The organism is Streptomyces sp. NPDC030814 (assembly GCF_055572155.1).
Genome location: NZ_JBVIDX010000040.1, coordinates 29649 through 49359, shown reverse-complemented (window position 1 = coordinate 49359; position 19711 = coordinate 29649). Strand labels below are relative to the sequence as shown.

Sequence of the window (19711 nt, the reverse complement as noted above, 5' to 3'; positions counted from 1 at the left end):
GCACCCGCACCAGCCACTTCGCAGCACTTTGCCCCGCCGAGCTCATGCTCGACGGGGCAAAGTAGGACCAGCCCCCGAATAAACCAACAGCGTCCCGTTCGTGCGGTCGCGGGGGCCTCTCAGCGCCGGGAGGCTCAGCCCTTGCGGACCTTGATCTCCTCGGTGAGCTGGGGGACGACGTCGAAGAGGTCGCCGACGACGCCGTAGTCCACGAGGTCGAAGATCGGCGCCTCGGAGTCCTTGTTGATCGCGACGATGGTCTTCGAGGTCTGCATACCGGCACGGTGCTGGATCGCGCCGGAGATGCCGGAGGCGATGTACAGCTGGGGCGACACCGACTTGCCGGTCTGGCCGACCTGGTTGGTGTGCGGGTACCAGCCGGCGTCCACCGCGGCACGGGAGGCGCCGACGGCCGCGCCGAGGGAGTCGGCGAGGGCCTCGATGATCGCGAAGTTCTCCGCGCCGTTGACGCCACGGCCGCCGGAGACCACGATCGCGGCCTCGGTCAGCTCCGGACGACCGGTCGACTCACGCGGGGTGCGGCCGGTGACCTTGGTACCGGTCGCCTGCGCCGAGAACGTCACGTCCAGCGCCTCGACCGCGCCGGCGGCCGGGGCGGCCTCCACGGCGGCGGAGTTCGGCTTGACCGTGATGACCGGGGTGCCCTTGGAGACACGGGACTTGGTGGTGAACGACGCGGCGAACACCGACTGCGTCGCGACCGGGCCCTCGTCGCCGGCCTCCAGGTCGACGGCGTCGGTGATGATGCCGGAGCCGATGCGCAGCGCGAGGCGGGCGGCGATCTCCTTGCCCTCGGCGGAGGACGGCACCAGTACGGCGGCCGGGGAGACGGCGGCGACGGCGGCCTGGAGGGCGTCGACCTTCGGCACGACCAGGTAGTCGGCGTACTCGGCGGCGTCGTGGGTGAGGACCCGGACCGCGCCGTGCTCGGCGAGCGCGGCGGCGGTGTCGGCGGCACCGGCACCGAGGGCGACCGCGACGGGCTCGCCGATGCGGCGGGCCAGGGTCAGCAGCTCCAGGGTGGGCTTGCGGACGGCGCCGTCCACGTGGTCGACGTAGACGAGAACTTCAGCCATGGGAATGGTTCTCCTAGCGGAATTACGAAGTCTGAGGGGGCGTAAGGGAGTTGGGCCTCGACCGGGCCGTTGGGGCCTGGCCGGGCCGCAGGGGCCTTAGATGAACTTCTGGCCCGCGAGGAACTCAGCGAGCTGCTTGCCGCCCTCGCCCTCGTCCTTCACGATCGTGCCGGCGGTACGCGCGGGACGCTCGGCCGCGGAGTCGACGGCCGTCCAGGCGCCCTCCAGACCCACTTCCTCGGCCTCCAGGTCGAGGTCGGACAGGTCCCAGGACTGAACCGGCTTCTTCTTCGCCGCCATGATGCCCTTGAACGACGGGTAACGTGCCTCGCCCGACTGGTCGGTGACGGAGACCACGGCCGGCAGGGACGCCTGAAGCTGCTCCGAGGCGGCGTCGCCGTCGCGGCGGCCCTTGACCACACCGTCCTCGACGGAGACCTCGGACAGCAGGGTCACCTGCGGCACGCCCAGACGCTCGGCCAGCAGGGCCGGGACGACGCCCATGGTGCCGTCGGTGGAGGCCATGCCGGAGATCACCAGGTCGTAGCCGGCCTTCTCGATCGCCTTGGCCAGCACCAGGGAGGTACCGATGGCGTCGGTGCCGTGCAGGTCGTCGTCCTCGACGTGGATCGCCTTGTCCGCACCCATCGACAGCGCCTTGCGCAGCGCGTCCTTGGCGTCCTCCGGACCCACGGTCAGCACGGTGATCTCGGCGTCGTCGGCGTCCTCGGCGATCTGCAGGGCCTGCTCGACCGCGTACTCGTCCAGCTCGGAGAGCAGACCGTCCACGTCGTCACGGTCGACGGTCAGGTCATCGGCGAAGTGCCGGTCGCCAGTGGCGTCGGGCACGTACTTCACAGTGACAACGATCCTCAAGCTCACGCCGGCTCTCCTACTGCATCGTCATTTCTGGGCTGCCTGCTATGGAGGCAGCATAGGCGCCTGAAGCGGCCGATCCCGATCCGGGCGACCTGCGCTCCGATCGGAATATTACTCGCCAGTACGACGCCTACCGTCCCGCATCTCATCCCCGCTAAGCAAGCGCTTTGAACTGTGAGGTAGGCAACCCTGCGTAATCGGCCGGGATTCCGCTGGAAACCAGGCGCCCCGGTCCGCGCGCGCCGATCAGTCGCGCAGACCGCTGAAACGTCCCTGGTGGTAGAGCAGCGGCCGCCCCGCCCCGGTGGGATCGCCGAGGACCACCTCGGCGACGACGATCCGGTGATCGCCCGCCGGGACCCGGGCCACCACCCGGCACACCAGCCAGGCGAGCACGTCGTCGAGGACGGGAACCCCCTCCGGGCCACTGCGCCATTCGGTGGGCGCCCCGAACCGGTCGGCGCCGCTGCGGGCGAAGGTGGCGGCCAGCTCCCGCTGGTGCTCGCCGAGTATGTGCACGCCCACGTATTCCGCCTCGGCGACCGCCGGCCAGCTGGAGGCGCCGGTGCCGATACCGAACGAGAGCAACGGGGGCTCGGCGGAAACCGAGGTGAGGGAGGTGGCGGTGAAGCCGACCGGGCCCGCGACGCCCTGGGCAGTGATCACGGCGACACCGGCCGCGTGCCGCCGGAAGACGGAACGCAGGAGATCGGGAGAGGCGAGCTGAGGGGTACCGAGGCCGGAGGTGGCCGTCATGGGAGGTGTCCTTCTGCTGAGGTCGACGAGCTGGGTCCGTAGCTGCTCAACAACCTGGACAGCGCGAACTCGCCGTGCGGACCAGATCCACATGGACACGCTCGAAGAGAAGGAGTTCCCGGGGCATGCCGTCAGACTGGCGATACGTGACGCGTACAGTCAAGTGCGTCCCGTCATCCGGAAGGCACCTCACACGCCGTTCCTCCTCACACGGCCTCGCCGAGCGCGGCGATCACATCCGCCTTGCGCGGCTGCCCCGCGGCCCGCCGTACGATCCGGCCGTCCGCGTCGAGCACGAGCACGGTCGGGGTCTTGAGGATGCCGAGCCGGCGGACCAGGTCGAGGTGTTGCTCGGCGTCGATCTCCACATGGGCGACGCCCGGGACCATCCCGGCGACCTCGGCGAGCACCCTGCGGGTGGCCCGGCAGGGAGCGCAGAAGGCGCTGGAGAACTGGACGAGCGTGGCCCGTTCACCGAGATCCTCCCCCAACTCGGCGGCGTCGAGCCGCTTCCCGCCGTCCCGCACACGCACTCCGACCCTCCCGCTCCGCCGCCGTTGCAGCACTCCGTAGGCGCTCGCCGCGGCAAGCACCAGTACGCACACCACCAGTCCGGTCACAGGGTGCTTCAGCGTTCATGAGACCGCAAAGATTCCCGACTCCCCCAAGGGATTGGCTTGCGGAATGCTTGACCCATGGACATCGATGTGAGAGGCCCGCGCTTCGGCGCGGCCGTGACGGCGGTCGTGCTGGCCGTCGTGCTGATCAGTGGCAGCGCCTGGCTGCTGGCCTGGCAGACGTTCGCCTTCGCACTGGGCGCGGCGGGCGGGGTCGGCCGTTCGCCGTACGGCTGGGTCTTCCGCCGGCTCGTCCGGCCGCGGATCGGGCCGCCGACGGAGTTCGAGTCCCCGGAGCCGCCGCGGTTCGCGCAGGCCGTCGGGCTGGTGTTCGCGCTGATGGGGCTGGCCGGTTTCACGCTGGGTCCCGTGTGGCTGGGGCTCGCGGCGACCGGGGCGGCGCTCGCGGCGGCCTTCCTCAACGCGGTGTTCGGGTACTGCCTGGGCTGCGAGATGTACCTGCTCGTCCGCCGGGTGACGGTACGCGCCGAGTGAAGAGACGAGAAGGCGCCAGTGGACCGAATGCCTGACGTGACGAGAATCTCGCCCTTCACCGGCAACAGGACTGGCTACTCGTGCGTTCTTGGGGCACGATCTGCGACATGCCGTAAACCTACGGCTGCGTAACTTTTCCGCCGGGAGCCCCCTTCCCAGGCAGAGAGAAGGGTCCACTCCGTCCATGGCAGAGCTTGTCTACCGTCCCGCGATCGGTCTCGCCCTCACCCTGTTCAAGGCCTGGGACCTGAAGATCGACTGCAAGGGTTCGGAGAACATCCCGCGCTCGGGCGGCGCCGTGCTGGTGAGCAATCACATCAGCTATCTGGACTTCATCTTCGACGGTCTGGCCGCTCTGCCGCAGAAGCGGCTGGTGCGCTTCATGGCCAAGGAGTCGGTGTTCCGGCACCGGATCTCCGGCCCGCTGATGCGCAACATGCGGCACATCCCGGTGGACCGTACGCAGGGTGAGGCGGCCTACGCTCACGCACTCGACTCGCTGCGCTCCGGCGAGATCGTCGGCGTCTTCCCCGAGGCCACGATCTCGCAGTCGTTCACCCTCAAGAGCTTCAAGTCGGGCGCCGCCCGGCTGGCCCAGGAGGCCGGTGTCCCGCTGATTCCGATGGCGGTGTGGGGCACGCAGCGGCTGTGGACCAAGGGCCACCCGCGCAACTTCAAGCGCAGCCACATCCCGATCACCATCCGGGTCGGCGAGGCGATAGAGGCCTCCAAGGACAAGTACGCGGGTGCGATCACCCGGCAACTGCGCGAGCGCGTCCAGGAGTTGCTGGAGGCCGCGCAGCGCGCCTACCCCGTGCGCCCCAAGGGCCCGGACGACACCTGGTGGATGCCCGCCCACCTCGGCGGCACGGCCCCGACCCCGGAGCAGGTCCGCGAGGCCGAGGCCCGCTGACCCGGCCTACAGCGTCGTGGGGAGCGTCTCCCAGAGCCGCGTCCGGTCGGGCGCGGCCTGGAGGGCGCCGATGACGTCCGGGTGCGGCCGGGCGTGGAGGACGGGGTAGTCCCGCTCGCCGGCCTCCGGGTCGGGCACCCAGGCCAGCTGCTCGCCCCTGAGGGAGAACCGGGCGTTCACGCCCGGCTTGTTGCCCCGGGGGTCCTGGCGGTGCCAGCCCCCGTTGAAGCGCACGGCCACCAGGCCGTGCACGGCGTGTCCGCCGTCGTCGTGCGTCAGCCGCTGGTAGCACAGGGCCGTCGGGATGTCCTCGGCCCGCAGCAGGGCGGTCAGCGCGTGTGCTTTGGCGTAGCAGATCCCCGTGCCCTGCTCCAGGACGTCCGAGGCGCGCCAGGTGACGCGCGGATCACCGGCGTCCGCCGAGTGCGGGATGGCGTCTCGGACGAATTCGAAGGCCATTCGCGCATAGTCATACGAGTCAGCTGCCTGTCGGACCAACCGCGCGGCAGCGTCCCGCACCACCGCGTGATGGTGGTCGATGACGTCGTCAGCGGCCAAGTAGGCGGACAGGTCAGGGGTTTCCTGGATGAGCTCCATGTCCGCAGAGCATAGAAATACGATCACACGAGAGTCAATGCATTTTCGGGTGACCGTATATCTATGCAATCGCTGGTCGTTCCCGTGGAGCGCCCTCAGCGGGCCATCTCCTCCTTGAGTGCCGCCACGAACCGGTCGACGTCGTCCTCGGTGGTGTCGAAGGAGCACATCCAGCGGACGTCGCCCGCGGCCTCGTTCCAGAAGTAGAAGCGGAACCGCTTCTGCAGGCGCTCGCTCACCTCGTGCGGCAGCCGGGCGAAGACGGCGTTGGCCTGCACGGGATACAGCACCTCCACGCCGTGGACCGCGCGGACGCCCTCGGCGAGGCGCTGGGCCATCTCATTGGAGTGCCGGGCGTTGCGGAGCCACAGATCCCTGGCGAGCAGCGCCTCCAACTGCACCGAGACGAAACGCATCTTGGAGGCGAGTTGCATGGACAGCTTCCGCAGGTGCTTCATCCGCCGGACCGCGTCCTGGTTGATGACGACGACGGCCTCGCCGAACATCGCACCGTTCTTGGTGCCGCCCAGGGAGAGGATGTCGACGCCGACGGCGTCGGTGAAGGTGCGCATCGGCACATCCAGCGAGGCGGCCGCGTTGGCTATCCGTGAGCCGTCCAGGTGCACCTTCATGCCGTGCGCGTGGGCGTGCTCGCAGATCGCGCGGATCTCGCCGGGTGTGTAGAGGGTGCCAAGTTCGGTGCTCTGGGTGATCGAGACGACCTGCGGCATCGCCCGGTGCTCGTCCTCCCAGCCGTACGCCTGCCGGTCGATCAGCTCGGGTGTGAGCTTGCCGTCCGGTGTGGGTACGGTGAGCAGCTTCAGTCCGCCGATCCGCTCCGGCGCACCGCACTCGTCGACGTTGATGTGGGCGCTCTCGGCGCAGATCACCGCGCCCCAGCGGTCGGTGACCGACTGGAGGGCGACGACGTTGGCGCCGGTGCCGTTGAAGACCGGGAACGCCTCGGCGGTGGCGCCGAAGTGGCTGCGGATGATCCGCTGGAGGTTCTCGGTGTAGTCGTCCTCGCCGTAGGCGACCTGGTGCCCGCCGTTGGCCAGGGCCAGGGCGGCGAGCACCTCGGGGTGGACCCCCGCGTAGTTGTCGCTGGCGAAGCCGCGGACTTCCGGGTCGTGATGGCGCCGTGCGTCGGTCCTGGGTGGATTCACGGCTTCTCGGTGAGCCACAGACGGTTCCCGTTCACTTCGGCGGCGGGCTTCTCCCAGACGTCGACGATGGCCTCGGCCAACTCCTTGACGTCGGTGAACCCCGCGAACTTCGCGTTGGGGCGGTCGGCGCGCATCGCGTCGTGCACCAATGCCTTGACCACCAGGATGGCAGCCGCGGACGTGGGCCCCTCCGGTCCCCCGGCCTTGCGGAAGTAGTCCGCCATGGCGAGCGTCCACGCCTCGGCGGCGGCCTTGGCGGCGGCGTACGCGGCGTTGCCCGCGGTGGGCTTGCTCGCGCCGGCCGCGCTGATCAGGAGGTACCGGCCCCGGTCGCTGCGCTGGAGCGCCTCGTGGAAGGCGAGGGAGGTGTGCTGCACGGTGCGGATGAGCAGCATCTCCAGGAAGTCCCAGTCGTCGAGGCTGGTCCGGGTGAAGGTCTCGCTGCCGCGCCAGCCGCCGACGAGGTGGACGAGTCCGTCGACCCGGCCGAAGTCCTTCTCGACGCGCATCGCCCAGTCGCGGGTCGACGTGAGGTCCAGCAGATCGACCGTGTCGCCGACGACGGTGGCGCCGCCGTGCGCGTAGCGGGCCGCGTCCACCGCCTCGGAGAGGCGCTCCGCGTCGTTGTCGGAGCCGACGACGATCGCGCCCGCCTCGGCGAGCCGCAGCAGCGTCGCCCGGCCCGCGGGCCCGCCCGCGCCCGCTACCGCGATCACCGCGCCGCTCAGTGCTCCGTTGCCGTTCCCCATGGTCTTCGCCTCCTGAGCAGCCACTGTGACCTCTGCGGATCGGGCGCTCACGCGGCGGCCCGCTCGGCGTTCGCCGCCGTGATGCCCTTGGTGGAGGCGATCACGTTCTTGAGCTTCTTGGCGAGCGCCTCATAGAACATGCTGAGCGGAAACTCGTCCGGAAGCACGTCGTCGACGAGCTTGCGCGGCGGCTGCGTCAGATCCAGGGCGTCGGGACCCTTGGCCCAGCGGGAGCCGGGGTGGGGGGCGAGGTAGGTGGAGACCAGCTCGTAGCCGGCGAACCAGTGGACCAGCTTCGGGCGGTCGATGCCGTCGCGGTAGAGCTTCTCGATCTCCGCGCACAGCTCGTTGGTGACCTGCGGGGCGCGCTGCCAGTCGATGAACAGCTTGTTGTCGGTCCAGCGGACGACGTCGTGCTTGTGCAGGTAGGCGAAGAGGAGCTGGCCGCCGAGGCCGTCGTAGTTGCGCACGCGCTCGCCGGTGACCGGGAAGCGGAACATCCGGTCGAACAGCACCGCGTACTGCACGTCACGAGCCTGCGGCACGCCGTCGGCCTCCAGCTTCACGGCCTCCTTGAAGGCCGTGAGGTCGCAGCGCAGCTCTTCGAGGCCGTACATCCAGAACGGCTGGCGCTGCTTGATCATGAAGGGGTCGAAGGGCAGGTCGCCGTGGCTGTGGGTGCGGTCGTGGACCATGTCCCACAGGACGAAGGCCTCCTCGCAGCGCTTCTGGTCGTGGACCATCGCGGCGATGTCCGCGGGGAGCTCCAGGCCGAGGATGTCGACGGCGGCGTCGGTCACCCGGCGGAAGCGGGCGGCCTCACGGTCGCAGAAGATGCCACCCCAGGAGAATCGTTCCGGCGCCTCGCGCACGGCGATCGTCTCGGGGAAGAGGACGGCGGAGTTGGTGTCGTAGCCGGCCGTGAAGTCCTCGAACTTGATGCCGCAGAACAGCGGGTTGTCGTAGCGGGTGCGCTCGAGTTCGGCCAGCCAGTCTGGCCAGACCATGCGCAGCACGACCGCTTCGAGGTTGCGGTCGGGGTTGCCGTTCTGCGTGTACATCGGGAAGACGACCAGGTGCTGGAGGCCGTCACGGCGGTCGGCGGCCGGCTGGAAGGCCAGCAGCGAGTCGAGGAAGTCGGGCACCTGGAAGCCGCCCTCGGCCCACCGGAGCAGGTCCTTGACGAGCGCCTGGTGGTACGCCGCGTCGTGCGGCAGCAGCCCGGAGAGTTCCTCCACGGCGCCGACGACGTCCCGCACGGCCTGCTCGGCGGCCGCGCGGCCGGGGGCGCCCTCGGTCTCGAAATCGATGGAGCCGTCCTTGGACTGCCAGGGCCTGATCCGCTCCACGGCATCCTTGAGCACGGGCCAGGCCGGGTGCTCCACCACCCTACCGACCGGAGGAACAACGCCCTCCGCACCCACCTGCACAAGAATTTCCGTCATGACCCATCCTCCACGGGAGAACCTTTCGTAGGGACACCGTATGTAGGGAAGCTCGCCTCCCGCAAGACCGATCAAGACGGCCGAGCCGGAAATCCTCCCGCCACCCCCCGTACCTAACCGCTGAATCTCCTGCCACACGCGTCGCAGGTCACAATTTGTGTGAGGTCACCCCCCACGAGGGTGGTCGGGGTCAACGCACCCCGGACTCGCCCACTCAGGGATGACCCGGTTTGCGCGGACAGGCGGGGAAACGGTCCCGATTCTCCGACGTGACACGGCCTGCGATGGCTCGAAAGGGCTTGTGCACGTACGGATGCATCACGGGGCCGGACGACTACGCTGCGGCCCAGCCGTGTGCCGTCCCCCTCCCGGTCACGCGTCCCCGAGCCGCCGTCGACGGAAGCGAGTCCACCTTGAACTTCCTCACCATCGGTCACCGCGGAGTCATGGGTGTCGAACCCGAGAACACCCTGCGTTCCTTCGTCGCCGCCGATCGCGCGGGCCTCGACGTCATCGAACTCGATCTGCATCTGAGCAAGGACGGCGCGCTCGTCGTCATGCACGACGCGGATGTGGACCGGACGACCGACGGCACGGGCCCCATCGCCGACAAGACCCTCGCCGAGCTGCGTGCCCTGGACGCGGGCCGCGGCGAGCGGATTCCCACCTTCGAGGAGGTGCTGGACGCGGTACGGGCACCCTTGCAGGCCGAGATCAAGGACACCGCGGCGGCCCGCGCCCTCGCCGAGGTCATGCACCGGCGCGACCTGGTGGGACGGGTCGAGGTGCTGTCCTTCCACGACGAGGCGGTCGCCGAGATCGCCCGGCTCGTCCCCGGCGTGCGCACCGCGCTGGTCGCCAGCCGCTACGGCCTGGACGTGGTGGACCGGGCGGTGGCCGTGGGCGCCTCCACTCTCGTCCTGAACATCCGCCGGCTCACCCTGGAGATCGTGGAGCACGCCCGCAAGGCGAATCTGCGCGTCATCGGCTGGGTGGTCAACACCCAGGACCATCTGCGGCTGGTGCGCGCTCTGCAACTGGACGGCGCGACCACGGACTACCCGGACATCAAACGCACCGGCCGCTTCACGGCGTGACCGACCGCGCCAGCTCCTTCACCAGCAGCTCGAACCGCAGGTCGTCCCGCAGCGGAATGCCGAAGCGCTCGTCGCCGTACGGGAACGGGGTCATGCGTCCCGTACGGCGGTAGCCGCGCCGCTCGTACCAGGCGATGAGGTCGTTCCGTACGGAGATCACGGTCATGTGCATCTCCTCGGCGCCCCAGCTCTCGCGCGCGATCCGCTCGGCCTCGGCGATGATCGTCTTGCCGAGCCCGGCGCCCTGGAGCGCCGGGCTCACCGCGAACATCCCGAAGTAGACGTGGTCACCGCGGTGTTCGAGCTGGCAGCAGGCGACGACCGTGCCGTCCCGCTCCACCGTGAGCAGCCGGCTGTCGGGCGACTTGATGACCTCCAGGACCCCCTGGGGATCGGTGCGCTGCCCTTCGAGGATGTCCGCCTCCGTGGTCCAGCCGGCCCGGCTGGAGTCCCCCCGGTAAGCCGACTCGATCAGCGCGACGATCGTGTCCACGTCGGCGTCGGTGGCATCACGGAAGGTCAGGCCGGTGGCGGTGTCCATGGGCGCTCCTGACGGATCTGGCTGCGGCGCGGGCACCCTGAAGCGTAGTCCTTTGCCCACCAAGGGCTGTCCCGTGATCCACCGCGGGTCACGGGGACAGTTAGGCTCCGACGGCATGGTCCATGTATTGAGCAGCCGTACCCTTCTGCGTCCCACCGACCCGGAACGCTCCCGGGTCTTCTACGGCGAGAAGCTGGGGCTTCCCGTGTACCGCGAGTTCGGTACGGGTGACCGCCGGGGCGTCGTGTACTTCCTCGGCGGCGGTTTCCTGGAGGTCGCCGGACGCTCCGACTCCCCGCCCTCGCCGGCGTTGAAGCTGTGGCTCCAGGTGGCGGACGTGACGGCGGCGTACGAGGAACTGGTGGCGGCCGGGGTGGAGGTGCGCCGGCCGCCGGTGAAGGAGCCATGGGGACTGATCGAGATGTGGATCGCCGACCCGGACGGGACGGAGATCGTGCTGGTGGAGATCCCCGCGGACCATCCGCTGCGGTACCGGCCCGGCATCTGACCCGGGCCGCCGGCCCACTGCCCGCACCGGTCCATCGTTCCGCTGGTACGCCCGGTGGCCGGGGGTCCGGGTGCGGGCATAGCGTGCTGGTGAGGGGGCCGTCCCTTCCACCGAGGAGCGCCATGAAGCTCGACAGGCCGGTGACCGGCGGGCCCTGCTGGACCGAGCTGGGCACCAGTGATCTGGAGGCGGCGAAGCGGTTCTACACCGAGCTGTTCGGCTGGCGTCCGGAGACCGATTCGCGCCAGGAGGCCGGGGGGTACACGGTGGCGCACCTGGGCGAGGCCGCTGTCGCCGCCCTCGCGCCGCTGTACCAGGAATCGCAGCCGGTGGCCTGGAACGTGTCGTTCGCGGTGCGGGACGCGGACGCGGCGGTGGAGTCGGTGCGGGCGGCCGGCGGATCCATCGTCCTGGAGCCCATGGACGCCTTCGACATCGGACGGTTCGCGGTGGCGTTCGACCCGGGCGGCGCGGCCTTCCAGCTCTGGGAGGCTCGCACCTTCCCCGGTGCCGGCCTGTTCAACGCGCCCGGCGCGCTCGGCTGGGTCGAGCTGCTGACCCGTGCGCCGGAGGGTGCCGAGACCTTCTACACGACCGTGTTCGGCTGGAGCGTGCACGCCTCCGGGCACTACACGCGGTGGGGCATCGACGGCGCCGACTTCGGCGGCATGGTCACCATGGACGAGAAGTTCCCGCACGAGGTGCCCTCGCACTGGCTGCCCTACTTCGCCGTCGAAGACGTGAACGACACCGCCCGGGTCGCCACCGAGGCCGGGGGCACCATGCTCATGGAACCGACCACCGTGCCGGACGGCCCGCGCATCGCCGTGCTGCGCGATCCCCAGGGCGCCGTGTTCGGCGTGTACCCGGTGGACGAGGAGCCCTGAGTCCCGGTCAGCGGCACCTGCCGGGCACGTGCCCCTGGGTCAGGCGCGCGGCAGACCCAGCCGGCCCTCCAGCTGGATCAGCAACTCGCCCAGCAGTCCGGCCAGTTCACGCCGGTCGTCGGAGCCGACACCGGACAGCACATTCGTCTCGTAGGCCAGCTGCTCCGGCAGGACGCTGTCCACGAGGTCACGGCCGGCGTCGGTGAGGCGGACATGGGCGACGCGGCGGTCCCGGGTGTCGCCGCGTCGCTCGACCAGTCCGCGCTCGCTCAGCAGCTTGAGGCGTTTGGTGACGGCGGCGCCGGAGGCGAACGTCTCGCGGGCGATCTCACTGGGCGTCAGCTCGTGTCCGGTGCGGCGCAGGGTGCCGAGGACGTCGAACTCGGGGCGGGTGAGCCCGGCGCGGCGCAGTGGGGCGTCCTCGGCCTGCTGGAGGAGGGCGGCGCAGCGGTTCACCCGGCCGATGATCTCCATCGGTCCGGTGTCGAGACCGGGGTGCACCGTCTGCCACTGCCGCACCACCTTGGCGACCGTGTCCCCGAGAGAGGCGCCGCTCCCCGTCGCCGTCCGCCCGTTGCCTGCCGTCATGCCGGTGCGTCCTCCGATGCGTGGAAACCGTGCTGTCGTGCCGTCGCCGTGAGCGTACGGTGTCCGGCCCGCCCCACGTCGTCACCCGCTCCCCCGGCGGGCGCGCCGTGCCCCTGCCCAGGGGAACCCGGGTCTCTGCGCGGTGCACCCCGCGCGCTCCCCGGGTACACCCGTGCGCTCGACTGCGCGCCACCGGGCAGGGGCATGCCCTGACCGACTGGTCGACCTCGCGGTCATCACTGTTCGACGCCGTCGAGCGTGGAGGTGCACGGTGCACGGACCGGCTTCGCCCGGCTGGCTGCTGGTCGCGCTGTGCGCGATGACCGGTGGTTACTGCCTGCTGCGGATGCGCAGCACCGTCGAGGAGCAGCGCAGGGCAGCGGGTGGTGAGGCGCTCATGGGGTTCGGTATGGCCGCGATGGCCGTTCCCGCCGCCACGGCGGTACCCCCGCGGTGGGCCTGGTTCGTCCATGCCGTCGTGTTCGGTGCCGCCGCGCTGCGCGCGCTGTGGGCGGCCCGCAGGAGTCCGCACCACCTGCACCATCTGGTGGGTGCCGTCGCGATGGTCTACATGGCGGTGGTGATGGCGGCCTCCCCCGGCGGCCACGGCGGCACCGGGTCGCCCGTGCTGACCGGGGTGCTTCTGCTGTACTTCGCCGGTTATGTGCTGTGGGCGGGCGTGCGCCTGATGCCGGTGGCCGTCCGCGGGGGCGGGGGCGCGGCGCGGCGGGCGACCGGCTGGGGTGACCGGCCCGAGCTGGCGCGGGCGTGTCGGCTGTCCATGGGCATCGGGATGTTCGCCATGCTGCTCACGGTCTGATCCACTCCGTGGTCTGTGTCACTTGGACCGCCCGGCCCATGTCGTCGCACCCCGTCCCGCTCATAGGCTTCGCCCATGATGGTCCCCGCGGCGTTGTTGCTGCTCGGCGCCCTGACCGCCGTCGTCGCTCCGCGGCTGCTGGCCCGGGCGGACTGGCCGGACCGTGAACCGGTGGTCGCGCTGTGGGTGTGGCAGTGCGTCGTGGCAGCCGTCCTGCTGTGCTGCGCACTGTCGATGGCGCTGAGCGCGGCCGCCGCCTGGACGGCGGTGCGTGGGCCGCTGTTCGCGCCCGCCCCGCACGGCGTGGTCGAGGCGTACGCGCTGGGCACCGGCGGTTCGTGGGCGGCGGTCACCGCGGTCGCGCTCGCGTGCGGCGGCGCGTGGACCGGGGCGATGCTGGTCGGCGAGGTCGCTCTGGCCCGGCGGCACCGGCAGCGGCGCAAGGCGGAGATCCTGCGCCGAGCTCCGCTGTTGCCCGGTGAGGAACAGGGGGCTGACCGGCTCGTGGTGGTGGAGGGTGAGCGGCCGGACGCCTGGTGGCTGCCCGGCTCGACGCCTCGACTGGTCATCACCACCGCCGCGTTGCGTCGGTTGAAGGGGCGGCAGGTGGACGCGGTGGTCGCGCACGAGCAGGGGCACGCGCGGGCCCGCCACGACTGGCTGCTGCACTGCTCGGCGGCGCTGGCGGGCGGTTTCCCGAGGGTGCCGGTGTTCGCCGCGTTCCGCGACGAGATGCACCGCCTGGTCGAACTCGCCGCCGACGACACCGCCTCACGCCGTCACGGCCGTCTGACCACCGCGCTCGCGCTCGTGGGGCTGAACGAGGACCGGGGCGTGTTCGGGCCGTGCTCGACCCCCGAGGACCATGTGCCGCAGCGCGTCCACCGGCTTCTCGCTCCGCCGGACCGGCTCACGCCCGTGCGTCGGCTGCGGCTGACCGTGTGCGCGGCCCTGCTGCCCGCCCTGCCTGTTCTGGTGGCTTTCGTACCGGGGTTGCGGGCACTCGGTTAACCGTGACCCGGCAAAGAACCGACAAAGGGCGACCCAGGAACAACGCTCGACGCACGGCCTGCGCTCCGGTCGCGGCGCGTGACAGTGATCTCACGCCCCGGCGTTGGCACGGAGCCCCACGGGTCGGCGAGGATCGCTCCATGCACACCCCCACCGTCGACTCGCCGCCCCACCGGCCGTCGACCACCCGCACCGCCCGCGTCGCCGCGGCCTTCGCGGCGCCCTCCGTCCTGCTGCTCGTCCTGGTCGCGCTCCCCTGGGCGCCGCTGATGTCCCTGGACGACAGCATCGCGGACACCACCCACAGATGGGCCGTCGCCGAGTCCGGGCTCACCCACGCCTTCCGCATCCTGACGGACTGGGTGTGGGATCCGGTGACGATGCGCCTCGTCTGCGCGGCCGCCGCTGTCTGGCTGGTGTGGCGGTACAGAGAGTGGTGGCTCGCCATCTGGATGGCCATCACCTGTGCGGTGGGGACGGCGGTCCAGCAGGGTCTCAAGGCCGCGGTCGGCCGGGAGCGGCCCGCGTGGCCCGACCCCGTGGACTCCGCCCACTACGCCGCCTTTCCGTCGGGCCACGCCATGACGGCGACCGTGGTGTGCGGTCTCCTGCTGTGGCTCCTGCACCTGTACGGCGCCGGACGCGTCGTCATGCGGATCGCGCTGGCGCTGTCCGTGGTGTCCGTCCTCGGCGTGGGCCTGACCAGGATCTGGCTGGGCGTGCACTGGGCGTCGGACGTGGTGGGCGGCTGGCTGCTGGGCGCGCTGACCGTGGCGTTGGCGGTCATGGCGTACGAGAAGCGGGATGCGCCGAGGGGTACTTGACCGGGTCGGGGCCGCCGCGAAGGATCGCCGTCATGACGATCAAAGGCGTGCTGTTCGACTTCTCCGGAACCCTCTTCCGCATCGAGTCCACCGAATCCTGGCTGCGCGCGGTGCTGACGGACACCGGTGTCGACCTGCCCGAGCCGGAGGTGGGCAGGGCCGCCGAGGCGCTGGAGCGGGCGGGCGCGCTGCCCGGCGGGCCGGCCCCCGTAGTGCTGCCGACCGGCGAGCTGGGTGAGCTGTGGGCGGTCCGGGACCGGAGCGCCGAGGAGCACCGGGCCGCCTTCACGGGTCTGTCGCGGCAGGTGTACCTGCCCGATCCCGCGCTCCACGACTCCCTGTACGACCGCCATATGACGCCGTCCGCGTGGCGCCCGTACCCGGACGCGGCCGAGGTGCTCACCGGCCTGCGGGAGCGCGGGGTGGCCGTCGGAGTGGTGAGCAACATCGGCTGGGATCTGCGGCCGGTCTTCCGCGCGCACGGTCTCGACCCGTACGTGGACGCCTACGTCCTGTCGTACGAGCACGGCATCCAGAAGCCGGATCCGCGGCTGTTCGCCTTCGCCTGCGAGGCGCTCGGCGTCGACGCGAGCGATGCGCTGATGGTCGGCGACGACCGGCGGGCGGACGGTGGTGCGGCGGCCCTGGGCTGCGCGGTGCACTTCGTGGACCACCTGCCCGCGCACAGCCGGCCGGACGGACTGCGGCCCGTGCTGGACCTGGTGGACTGAAGACACCGTCCCCTCGCGGCTCCGTTGGGCGGGTCCCGCGTCCGATGCACCGTCACCGTCATCACCGGCCACTGGACGTCCGTCCCGGACCGTCCCCCGTGCGGTCCGGGACGGACAGCGACCGGGAGGGTGCACGCAGGGTGGCCGCCCGGAAGCGCTGAGTATAGTTGGCTGGCAGCCAGTCAACGCAGGAGTTACAGGATGTCCCCGCGCAGCGCCTCGGTCAATGAAGAGTTGCGTCGGCGTTCCCGGGAGCGACTGCTGCAGGCCGCGGTCGAGTTGGTGGACGAGCGGGGCTACGAGGCCACGACGCTCGGGGACATCGCCGACCGCGCGGGGTCGGCGCGGGGCCTGGTGTCGTACTACTTCCCCGGCAAGCGCCAGTTGGTGCAGTCGGCGGTGCACCGTCTGATGCACCGGACGCTGGAGGAGGTGCTGGAGGGCGAACCGCCCAGCGAGGACGGCCGGGAGCGGATGGCACGGGCGGTCGACGCGATCCTGGGACTGGCCCGGGACCGGCCCGTGTTGATGCGCCAGCACATGGCGGGGTTGCTCCAGTCGGCCGAGGGGTTGGTGCAGTGCCCCGAGCAGCGGCGGCTGGGCGAACTGCTGCGCGACACGGTCGCCCGGCACGGCTCCGCGGACCCGGACGCCGACTACCCGCTGCTGCGGGCCCTGTTGATGGGTGCCGTGTACGCGATGGTGCTGCCGAACGCGCCGCTGCCGGTCACCACCCTGCGGGCGGAGCTGTTCCGGCGCTACGGGCTCGACTGGGAGTCGGGTGTCCCGCCGACCCCCGAGGGGACCGGCGGGACGTACGACAGGGATCTGTCGCGGTTCTTCGCCACCTGACGGTGTCGGCCCGGCGTCCTACCAGTCGAAGCCGAAGTAGTCCGGCTGCGTCTGCACGTTGAGTTCACGCTGATGGACCCACCGGGCGGGGTCCGTGCGCCGGTCGTCGATCTTCAGGACGTCGAATCCCTTGACCATGTCGTTCGAGTAGATGTGGCCGTTGTAGTAGTAGGCCGACCAGGCGCCGCCGCCGACCAGGGTGTCCGTGGAAAGGGGGCCGCGCTCGAAGTAGGCGATCTCCGTCGGGTTCGCGGAGTCGGTGAAGTCCCATACGGAGACACCGCCCTGGTACCAGGCCTGGACCATGATGTCCTTGCCCCTGACCGGGATCAGTGAGCCGTTGTGGGCGACGCAGTTCTCGGTGTTCGCCTGGTGGCGAGGGATCTTGTAGTAGCTCTTGAAGACGAGCTTGCGGTGGTCGCCCCTGCCGACGATGTCGTAGATGCCGTCGGCACCGCGGTCCGGGCCGATCTCCGCGTTGCAGGTGGCAGCGCCGCCGCCGCCCAACTCGTCGGTGAAGACGACCTTGTTCGCCTTCTGGTTGAAGGTCGCCGAGTGCCAGAACGCGAAGTTCACGTTGTCCTGGACCTGGTCGATGATCTTCGGGTTCTCCGGGTCCTCGATGGAGAACAGGATGCCGTCACCCATACAGGCGCCGGCCGCCAGGTCCTTCGACGGCAGCACCGTGATGTCGTGGCAGCCGGTGGTCTTGGAGACACCGGGGTTCGTGGGCGAACCCGGGTTGCCGCCACCGTCCGGGCCCTCACCGGGGAAGAGGACGGGGAAGCCCACGACGGCCGCCTTCTCCGGGGCCCAGCGCGGCACCTTGATGACCGAGATGCCGTCGTGCGGCGGCTGGCAGTCGGGGAACGCGGCGTTCGGCGAGTACGAGGAGACGTAGACGTAGACGTTCTTGCGCTTCGGCAGCAGCGTGTGGGTGTGCGAGCCGCAGGCGGTCTCCACGGCGGCGACGTACTTCGGGTTCGCCTTGTCGCTGATGTCGAAGATCTTCATGCCCTCCCACGACGACTTCTCGCTCGCGGGCTGCGTGGTGCTGTTGCAGGAGCTGTCGCTGCGCGAGGAGTCCGTGGACAGGAAGAGCAGGTTCCCGGAGACGGAGATGTCGTTCTGGGAGCCCGGGCACAGGACCTGGGCGACCGTCTTCGGGGCCTTGGGGTTGCTGATGTCGAAGATGCGGAAGCCGTCGTAGTTGCCGGCGAACGCGTACCTGCCCTGGAAGGCGAGGTCGGAGTTGGTGCCCGGCAGCGCCTCCTTCGGGATGTTGGTCAGGTGCTGGATGTTGGCGGAGTGGACGATCTCGTCCTTGCCGGGTATCTCACCGGCGGCGATCGCCTCCCGCGCCTCGGCCGCGTCGCTCTTGGAGACCTTCTCCCGCACGGCGGGCGCGTCCCCCGGGTCGGGAGTCGCGGCCGCCGGACCTGCCGTGAGCAGCGCGGCCAGGAGTCCGGCCGCCGTCGCGGCCACCCCCAGCCGTCTGCGGCGCGTCCGAAGGTTGTTTAACAGGGTCACTGTGTCCTCCCTCGTAGCCGTTCGCAGTCGAACGGTTCAGGCACCTCCGAAGTATCGTCTTCATCATGCACAGAACAACAGATGGCAATGTACTTGTAACGAACAAATTTGATCAGCGGCGCCTGAATGCGTGTTAGGAACGTTCGTCAACACTCGCAAGGTGTACGCCCGTTGCTCTGCCCAGGAGGAAACTGTGCTCGTTCGCCGCAGATCCCGCGCGTCGCTGGTCACGGCCTCGTTGACGGCCGCTCTCCTCGCGCTCGCGGCCTGTGACTCGGGGTCGGACACCGGCCCCGACGGCGCTTCCGCCAAGTCGGACGGGCCCGCGGTCATCGCTCCCGGAAAACCCGGCGAGGCGGCCCGTACCCTGTCACCGGATGAGGCCGAGAAGCGGCGCGCCGAGGACGACTCGCCGAATTCCGCCGACTTCGCCTACGCGCGCATGATGATCAAGCACCACCGCCAGGCCCTGAAGATGACCGAGCTCGCCCCGGAGCACGCGAAGTCGACACAGGTGAAGCGGATCGCCGAGCGCATCTCGGCCGCCCAGAAGCCGGAGATCGAGGCCATGGAGGGCTGGCTGAAAACCAACGGCGGCGACAAGAAGGGCGCAGTGCACGACCACGGGGACATGCCGGGCATGGCGACCGAGGCGCAACTGAAGGAACTCGGCACCCTCGGCGGGGCGGCGTTCGACCGGCTCTTCCTGAAGCTGATGATCACTCACCACGAGGGGGCGATCACGATGGCCACGGACGTCAAGACCCAGGGCAACAACATCCTGATCGAGGAGATGGCCGACGACGTGATCGCACAGCAGACGACCGAGATCAGCAGGATGCGCGACCTCCTGGCATAGCCGCTGCGGGCCTGTGCACGGCTCCGACTGCACTATCGCCTTCGCGGGTCGTTTTCACGGGCCGTTTTCACGGATCGTCGTCCCGGCTCGGCTTCACGACCCCGACTCCGTGACCCCGACTCCGTGACACCTGGTGTTACGGCACCGGCTTCACGGGCGTCTCAGCGCCGGGCGTGCCGGGGCGCCAGCAAACCAGCGTCCCGCGCCCCGGCGATCAGCCGCAGTGACTTGCGGCGGCTGTGCCCGGTCGCGCACATCACCGCGAGCACCGGGTCACAGCCGTCCCACTGCGCGGCGAGGTACTCCTCCGCCACCAGCCGCCGCCCCTCCATGCCCCGCGGCCAGACGGGCCTGGCCCGGCGGGCGGACGCGGACCGGCCGCCCGGCGCGCGGTCCTCGACCCGGCCGGGCGCGGTGCCGCACGCCTCGAACAGCGGGCCCTCGATCCAGTCGGCGAGCTCGGCCAGGTCCTCCAGGGCCAACGGCGGCTGGGCGCGGACGTCCTCCAGGGACAGCCGCCCCCCGGCCACCACGGCGAGGACCTCGACCCGGGCCCCGTCCGAGAAGCTCAGCCGGGCGTTGAACCAGGCCGTGGTGCCCTCGCCTTCCTGCACCTGCCATGCGGGCCACACCGAGACCGCACCGTCCTGCCCATGCCGATCAGAAAGGTTGAGAAAGGATGCTTCCAGCACACACGCAACGTAAGCGAGTGATCACAATCGTTCTGGGCAGCCACGCCGAGCGCCCCC

General features: G+C 70.3%; 23 protein-coding genes. 11 read left to right on the top strand and 12 right to left on the bottom strand.

Annotation, left to right across the window (positions count from 1 at the left end; genetic code table 11):
- Positions 1 to 134: 134 nt before the first annotated feature.
- From ACZ43N_RS40750 to ACZ43N_RS40735, 4 genes are all read right to left on the bottom strand, one after another.
- A complete protein-coding gene (locus ACZ43N_RS40750; RefSeq protein ID WP_468104616.1) occupies positions 135 to 1097 on the bottom strand; it encodes an electron transfer flavoprotein subunit alpha/FixB family protein in 963 nt (320 codons plus the stop codon).
- Positions 1098 to 1193: 96 nt separating this feature from the next.
- Positions 1194 to 1979: an electron transfer flavoprotein subunit beta/FixA family protein gene (locus tag ACZ43N_RS40745; protein WP_055714519.1), complete on the bottom strand. Its 786-nt coding sequence runs from the start codon at positions 1977 to 1979 to the stop codon at positions 1194 to 1196.
- A 243-nt stretch (positions 1980 to 2222) separates the two neighbouring features.
- The gene (locus tag ACZ43N_RS40740) at positions 2223 to 2732 is read right to left on the bottom strand and encodes a flavin reductase family protein (protein ID WP_468104614.1); all 510 of its coding nucleotides are present in this window, start codon (positions 2730 to 2732) and stop codon (positions 2223 to 2225) included.
- 206 nt (positions 2733 to 2938) lie between these two features.
- On the bottom strand, positions 2939 to 3352 hold the full coding sequence (locus tag ACZ43N_RS40735) for a TlpA family protein disulfide reductase (RefSeq protein WP_468104612.1): 414 nt from the start codon (positions 3350 to 3352) through the stop codon (positions 2939 to 2941).
- Positions 3353 to 3427: 75 nt separating this feature from the next.
- Here ACZ43N_RS40735 and ACZ43N_RS40730 point away from each other — a divergent pair, with 75 nt between their 5' ends.
- On the top strand, positions 3428 to 3844 hold the full coding sequence (locus ACZ43N_RS40730; protein WP_468104611.1) for a DUF4395 domain-containing protein: 417 nt from the start codon (positions 3428 to 3430) through the stop codon (positions 3842 to 3844).
- Positions 3845 to 4028: 184 nt separating this feature from the next.
- Entirely contained in the window at positions 4029 to 4757 is a 729-nt protein-coding gene (locus ACZ43N_RS40725; RefSeq protein ID WP_468104609.1) for a lysophospholipid acyltransferase family protein, read from the top strand.
- Positions 4758 to 4763: 6 nt separating this feature from the next.
- On the opposite strand, the gene ACZ43N_RS40720 is transcribed toward ACZ43N_RS40725, so the two are convergent.
- The 4 genes from ACZ43N_RS40720 to ACZ43N_RS40705 all read right to left on the bottom strand — a co-directional run bounded on the left by ACZ43N_RS40720 (position 4764) and on the right by ACZ43N_RS40705 (position 8714).
- On the bottom strand, positions 4764 to 5354 hold the full coding sequence (locus ACZ43N_RS40720) for a transglutaminase-like domain-containing protein (RefSeq protein ID WP_468104607.1): 591 nt from the start codon (positions 5352 to 5354) through the stop codon (positions 4764 to 4766).
- 95 nt (positions 5355 to 5449) lie between these two features.
- A complete protein-coding gene (locus ACZ43N_RS40715; protein WP_468104606.1) occupies positions 5450 to 6520 on the bottom strand; it encodes a threonine aldolase family protein in 1071 nt (356 codons plus the stop codon).
- Complete coding sequence (locus ACZ43N_RS40710) at positions 6517 to 7269, bottom strand: SDR family NAD(P)-dependent oxidoreductase (protein WP_468104604.1); 753 nt, start codon at positions 7267 to 7269, stop codon at positions 6517 to 6519. The genes ACZ43N_RS40715 and ACZ43N_RS40710 overlap by 4 nt, the downstream gene beginning before the upstream one ends.
- Positions 7270 to 7316: 47 nt before the next feature.
- Positions 7317 to 8714 carry a DUF6421 family protein gene (locus ACZ43N_RS40705; RefSeq protein WP_468104602.1) on the bottom strand — a complete coding sequence of 466 codons (1398 nt, stop codon included), beginning with the start codon at positions 8712 to 8714 and terminating at the stop codon, positions 7317 to 7319.
- A 413-nt stretch (positions 8715 to 9127) separates the two neighbouring features.
- Here ACZ43N_RS40705 and ACZ43N_RS40700 point away from each other — a divergent pair, with 413 nt between their 5' ends.
- Positions 9128 to 9811: a glycerophosphodiester phosphodiesterase gene (locus ACZ43N_RS40700; protein WP_468104600.1), complete on the top strand. Its 684-nt coding sequence runs from the start codon at positions 9128 to 9130 to the stop codon at positions 9809 to 9811.
- On the opposite strand, the gene ACZ43N_RS40695 is transcribed toward ACZ43N_RS40700, so the two are convergent.
- Positions 9801 to 10352, bottom strand: a complete 552-nt coding sequence (locus tag ACZ43N_RS40695) for a GNAT family N-acetyltransferase (RefSeq protein WP_468104598.1) — start codon at positions 10350 to 10352, stop codon at positions 9801 to 9803. The two genes, ACZ43N_RS40700 and ACZ43N_RS40695, sit on opposite strands and share 11 nt — an antisense overlap.
- 115 nt (positions 10353 to 10467) lie before the next feature.
- Between ACZ43N_RS40695 and ACZ43N_RS40690 the strand changes: the two genes are divergently transcribed.
- Together ACZ43N_RS40690 and ACZ43N_RS40685 are read left to right on the top strand one after the other, a co-directional pair.
- Entirely contained in the window at positions 10468 to 10860 is a 393-nt protein-coding gene (locus ACZ43N_RS40690) for a VOC family protein (RefSeq protein WP_468104596.1), read from the top strand.
- Between the two features lie 122 nt (positions 10861 to 10982).
- Positions 10983 to 11747 (top strand): VOC family protein, encoded by a 765-nt coding sequence (locus tag ACZ43N_RS40685; protein WP_468104594.1) that lies wholly within the window; start codon positions 10983 to 10985, stop codon positions 11745 to 11747.
- A 39-nt stretch (positions 11748 to 11786) separates the two neighbouring features.
- Here ACZ43N_RS40685 and ACZ43N_RS40680 read toward each other — a convergent pair whose 3' ends face one another.
- On the bottom strand, positions 11787 to 12335 hold the full coding sequence (locus ACZ43N_RS40680; protein ID WP_468104593.1) for a MarR family winged helix-turn-helix transcriptional regulator: 549 nt from the start codon (positions 12333 to 12335) through the stop codon (positions 11787 to 11789).
- A 271-nt stretch (positions 12336 to 12606) separates the two neighbouring features.
- Here ACZ43N_RS40680 and ACZ43N_RS40675 point away from each other — a divergent pair, with 271 nt between their 5' ends.
- The 5 genes from ACZ43N_RS40675 to ACZ43N_RS40655 all read left to right on the top strand — a co-directional run bounded on the left by ACZ43N_RS40675 (position 12607) and on the right by ACZ43N_RS40655 (position 16573).
- On the top strand, positions 12607 to 13155 hold the full coding sequence (locus ACZ43N_RS40675) for a DUF5134 domain-containing protein (RefSeq protein WP_468104592.1): 549 nt from the start codon (positions 12607 to 12609) through the stop codon (positions 13153 to 13155).
- Positions 13156 to 13230: 75 nt separating this feature from the next.
- Positions 13231 to 14166, top strand: coding sequence for a M56 family metallopeptidase (locus tag ACZ43N_RS40670; RefSeq protein ID WP_468104591.1), 936 nt, complete (start codon positions 13231 to 13233; stop codon positions 14164 to 14166).
- 140 nt (positions 14167 to 14306) lie between these two features.
- Positions 14307 to 14990, top strand: coding sequence for a phosphatase PAP2 family protein (locus tag ACZ43N_RS40665; RefSeq protein ID WP_468104590.1), 684 nt, complete (start codon positions 14307 to 14309; stop codon positions 14988 to 14990).
- 32 nt (positions 14991 to 15022) lie between these two features.
- Complete coding sequence (locus ACZ43N_RS40660) at positions 15023 to 15721, top strand: HAD family hydrolase (protein WP_468104589.1); 699 nt, start codon at positions 15023 to 15025, stop codon at positions 15719 to 15721.
- A gap of 201 nt (positions 15722 to 15922) precedes the next feature.
- Positions 15923 to 16573, top strand: coding sequence for a TetR/AcrR family transcriptional regulator (locus ACZ43N_RS40655; RefSeq protein ID WP_468104588.1), 651 nt, complete (start codon positions 15923 to 15925; stop codon positions 16571 to 16573).
- A gap of 18 nt (positions 16574 to 16591) precedes the next feature.
- On the opposite strand, the gene ACZ43N_RS40650 is transcribed toward ACZ43N_RS40655, so the two are convergent.
- Positions 16592 to 18103 carry an LVIVD repeat-containing protein gene (locus tag ACZ43N_RS40650; protein ID WP_468104587.1) on the bottom strand — a complete coding sequence of 504 codons (1512 nt, stop codon included), beginning with the start codon at positions 18101 to 18103 and terminating at the stop codon, positions 16592 to 16594.
- 193 nt (positions 18104 to 18296) lie between these two features.
- Here ACZ43N_RS40650 and ACZ43N_RS40645 point away from each other — a divergent pair, with 193 nt between their 5' ends.
- Positions 18297 to 18962 (top strand): DUF305 domain-containing protein, encoded by a 666-nt coding sequence (locus tag ACZ43N_RS40645; protein WP_468104586.1) that lies wholly within the window; start codon positions 18297 to 18299, stop codon positions 18960 to 18962.
- Positions 18963 to 19123: 161 nt separating this feature from the next.
- Here the strand turns inward: ACZ43N_RS40645 and ACZ43N_RS40640 are convergent, their stop codons facing one another.
- Complete coding sequence (locus ACZ43N_RS40640) at positions 19124 to 19654, bottom strand: DUF6214 family protein (protein ID WP_468104585.1); 531 nt, start codon at positions 19652 to 19654, stop codon at positions 19124 to 19126.
- Between the last annotated feature and the right edge of the window lie 57 nt (positions 19655 to 19711).

What these genes read in the sequence shown, in the direction of transcription:
- ACZ43N_RS40750 (WP_468104616.1), bottom strand. Translation starts at nt 1,097, where the DNA reads ATGGCTGAAGTTCTCGTCTACGTCGACCACGTGGACGGCGCCGTCCGC.
- ACZ43N_RS40740 (WP_468104614.1), bottom strand. Translation starts at nt 2,732, where the DNA reads ATGACGGCCACCTCCGGCCTCGGTACCCCTCAGCTCGCCTCTCCCGAT.
- ACZ43N_RS40730 (WP_468104611.1), top strand. Translation starts at nt 3,428, where the DNA reads ATGGACATCGATGTGAGAGGCCCGCGCTTCGGCGCGGCCGTGACGGCG.
- ACZ43N_RS40725 (WP_468104609.1), top strand. Translation starts at nt 4,029, where the DNA reads ATGGCAGAGCTTGTCTACCGTCCCGCGATCGGTCTCGCCCTCACCCTG.
- ACZ43N_RS40720 (WP_468104607.1), bottom strand. Translation starts at nt 5,354, where the DNA reads ATGGAGCTCATCCAGGAAACCCCTGACCTGTCCGCCTACTTGGCCGCT.
- ACZ43N_RS40710 (WP_468104604.1), bottom strand. Translation starts at nt 7,269, where the DNA reads ATGGGGAACGGCAACGGAGCACTGAGCGGCGCGGTGATCGCGGTAGCG.
- ACZ43N_RS40705 (WP_468104602.1), bottom strand. Translation starts at nt 8,714, where the DNA reads ATGACGGAAATTCTTGTGCAGGTGGGTGCGGAGGGCGTTGTTCCTCCG.
- ACZ43N_RS40695 (WP_468104598.1), bottom strand. Translation starts at nt 10,352, where the DNA reads ATGGACACCGCCACCGGCCTGACCTTCCGTGATGCCACCGACGCCGAC.
- ACZ43N_RS40690 (WP_468104596.1), top strand. Translation starts at nt 10,468, where the DNA reads ATGGTCCATGTATTGAGCAGCCGTACCCTTCTGCGTCCCACCGACCCG.
- ACZ43N_RS40685 (WP_468104594.1), top strand. Translation starts at nt 10,983, where the DNA reads ATGAAGCTCGACAGGCCGGTGACCGGCGGGCCCTGCTGGACCGAGCTG.
- ACZ43N_RS40680 (WP_468104593.1), bottom strand. Translation starts at nt 12,335, where the DNA reads ATGACGGCAGGCAACGGGCGGACGGCGACGGGGAGCGGCGCCTCTCTC.
- ACZ43N_RS40670 (WP_468104591.1), top strand. Translation starts at nt 13,231, where the DNA reads ATGATGGTCCCCGCGGCGTTGTTGCTGCTCGGCGCCCTGACCGCCGTC.
- ACZ43N_RS40665 (WP_468104590.1), top strand. Translation starts at nt 14,307, where the DNA reads ATGCACACCCCCACCGTCGACTCGCCGCCCCACCGGCCGTCGACCACC.
- ACZ43N_RS40660 (WP_468104589.1), top strand. Translation starts at nt 15,023, where the DNA reads ATGACGATCAAAGGCGTGCTGTTCGACTTCTCCGGAACCCTCTTCCGC.
- ACZ43N_RS40655 (WP_468104588.1), top strand. Translation starts at nt 15,923, where the DNA reads ATGTCCCCGCGCAGCGCCTCGGTCAATGAAGAGTTGCGTCGGCGTTCC.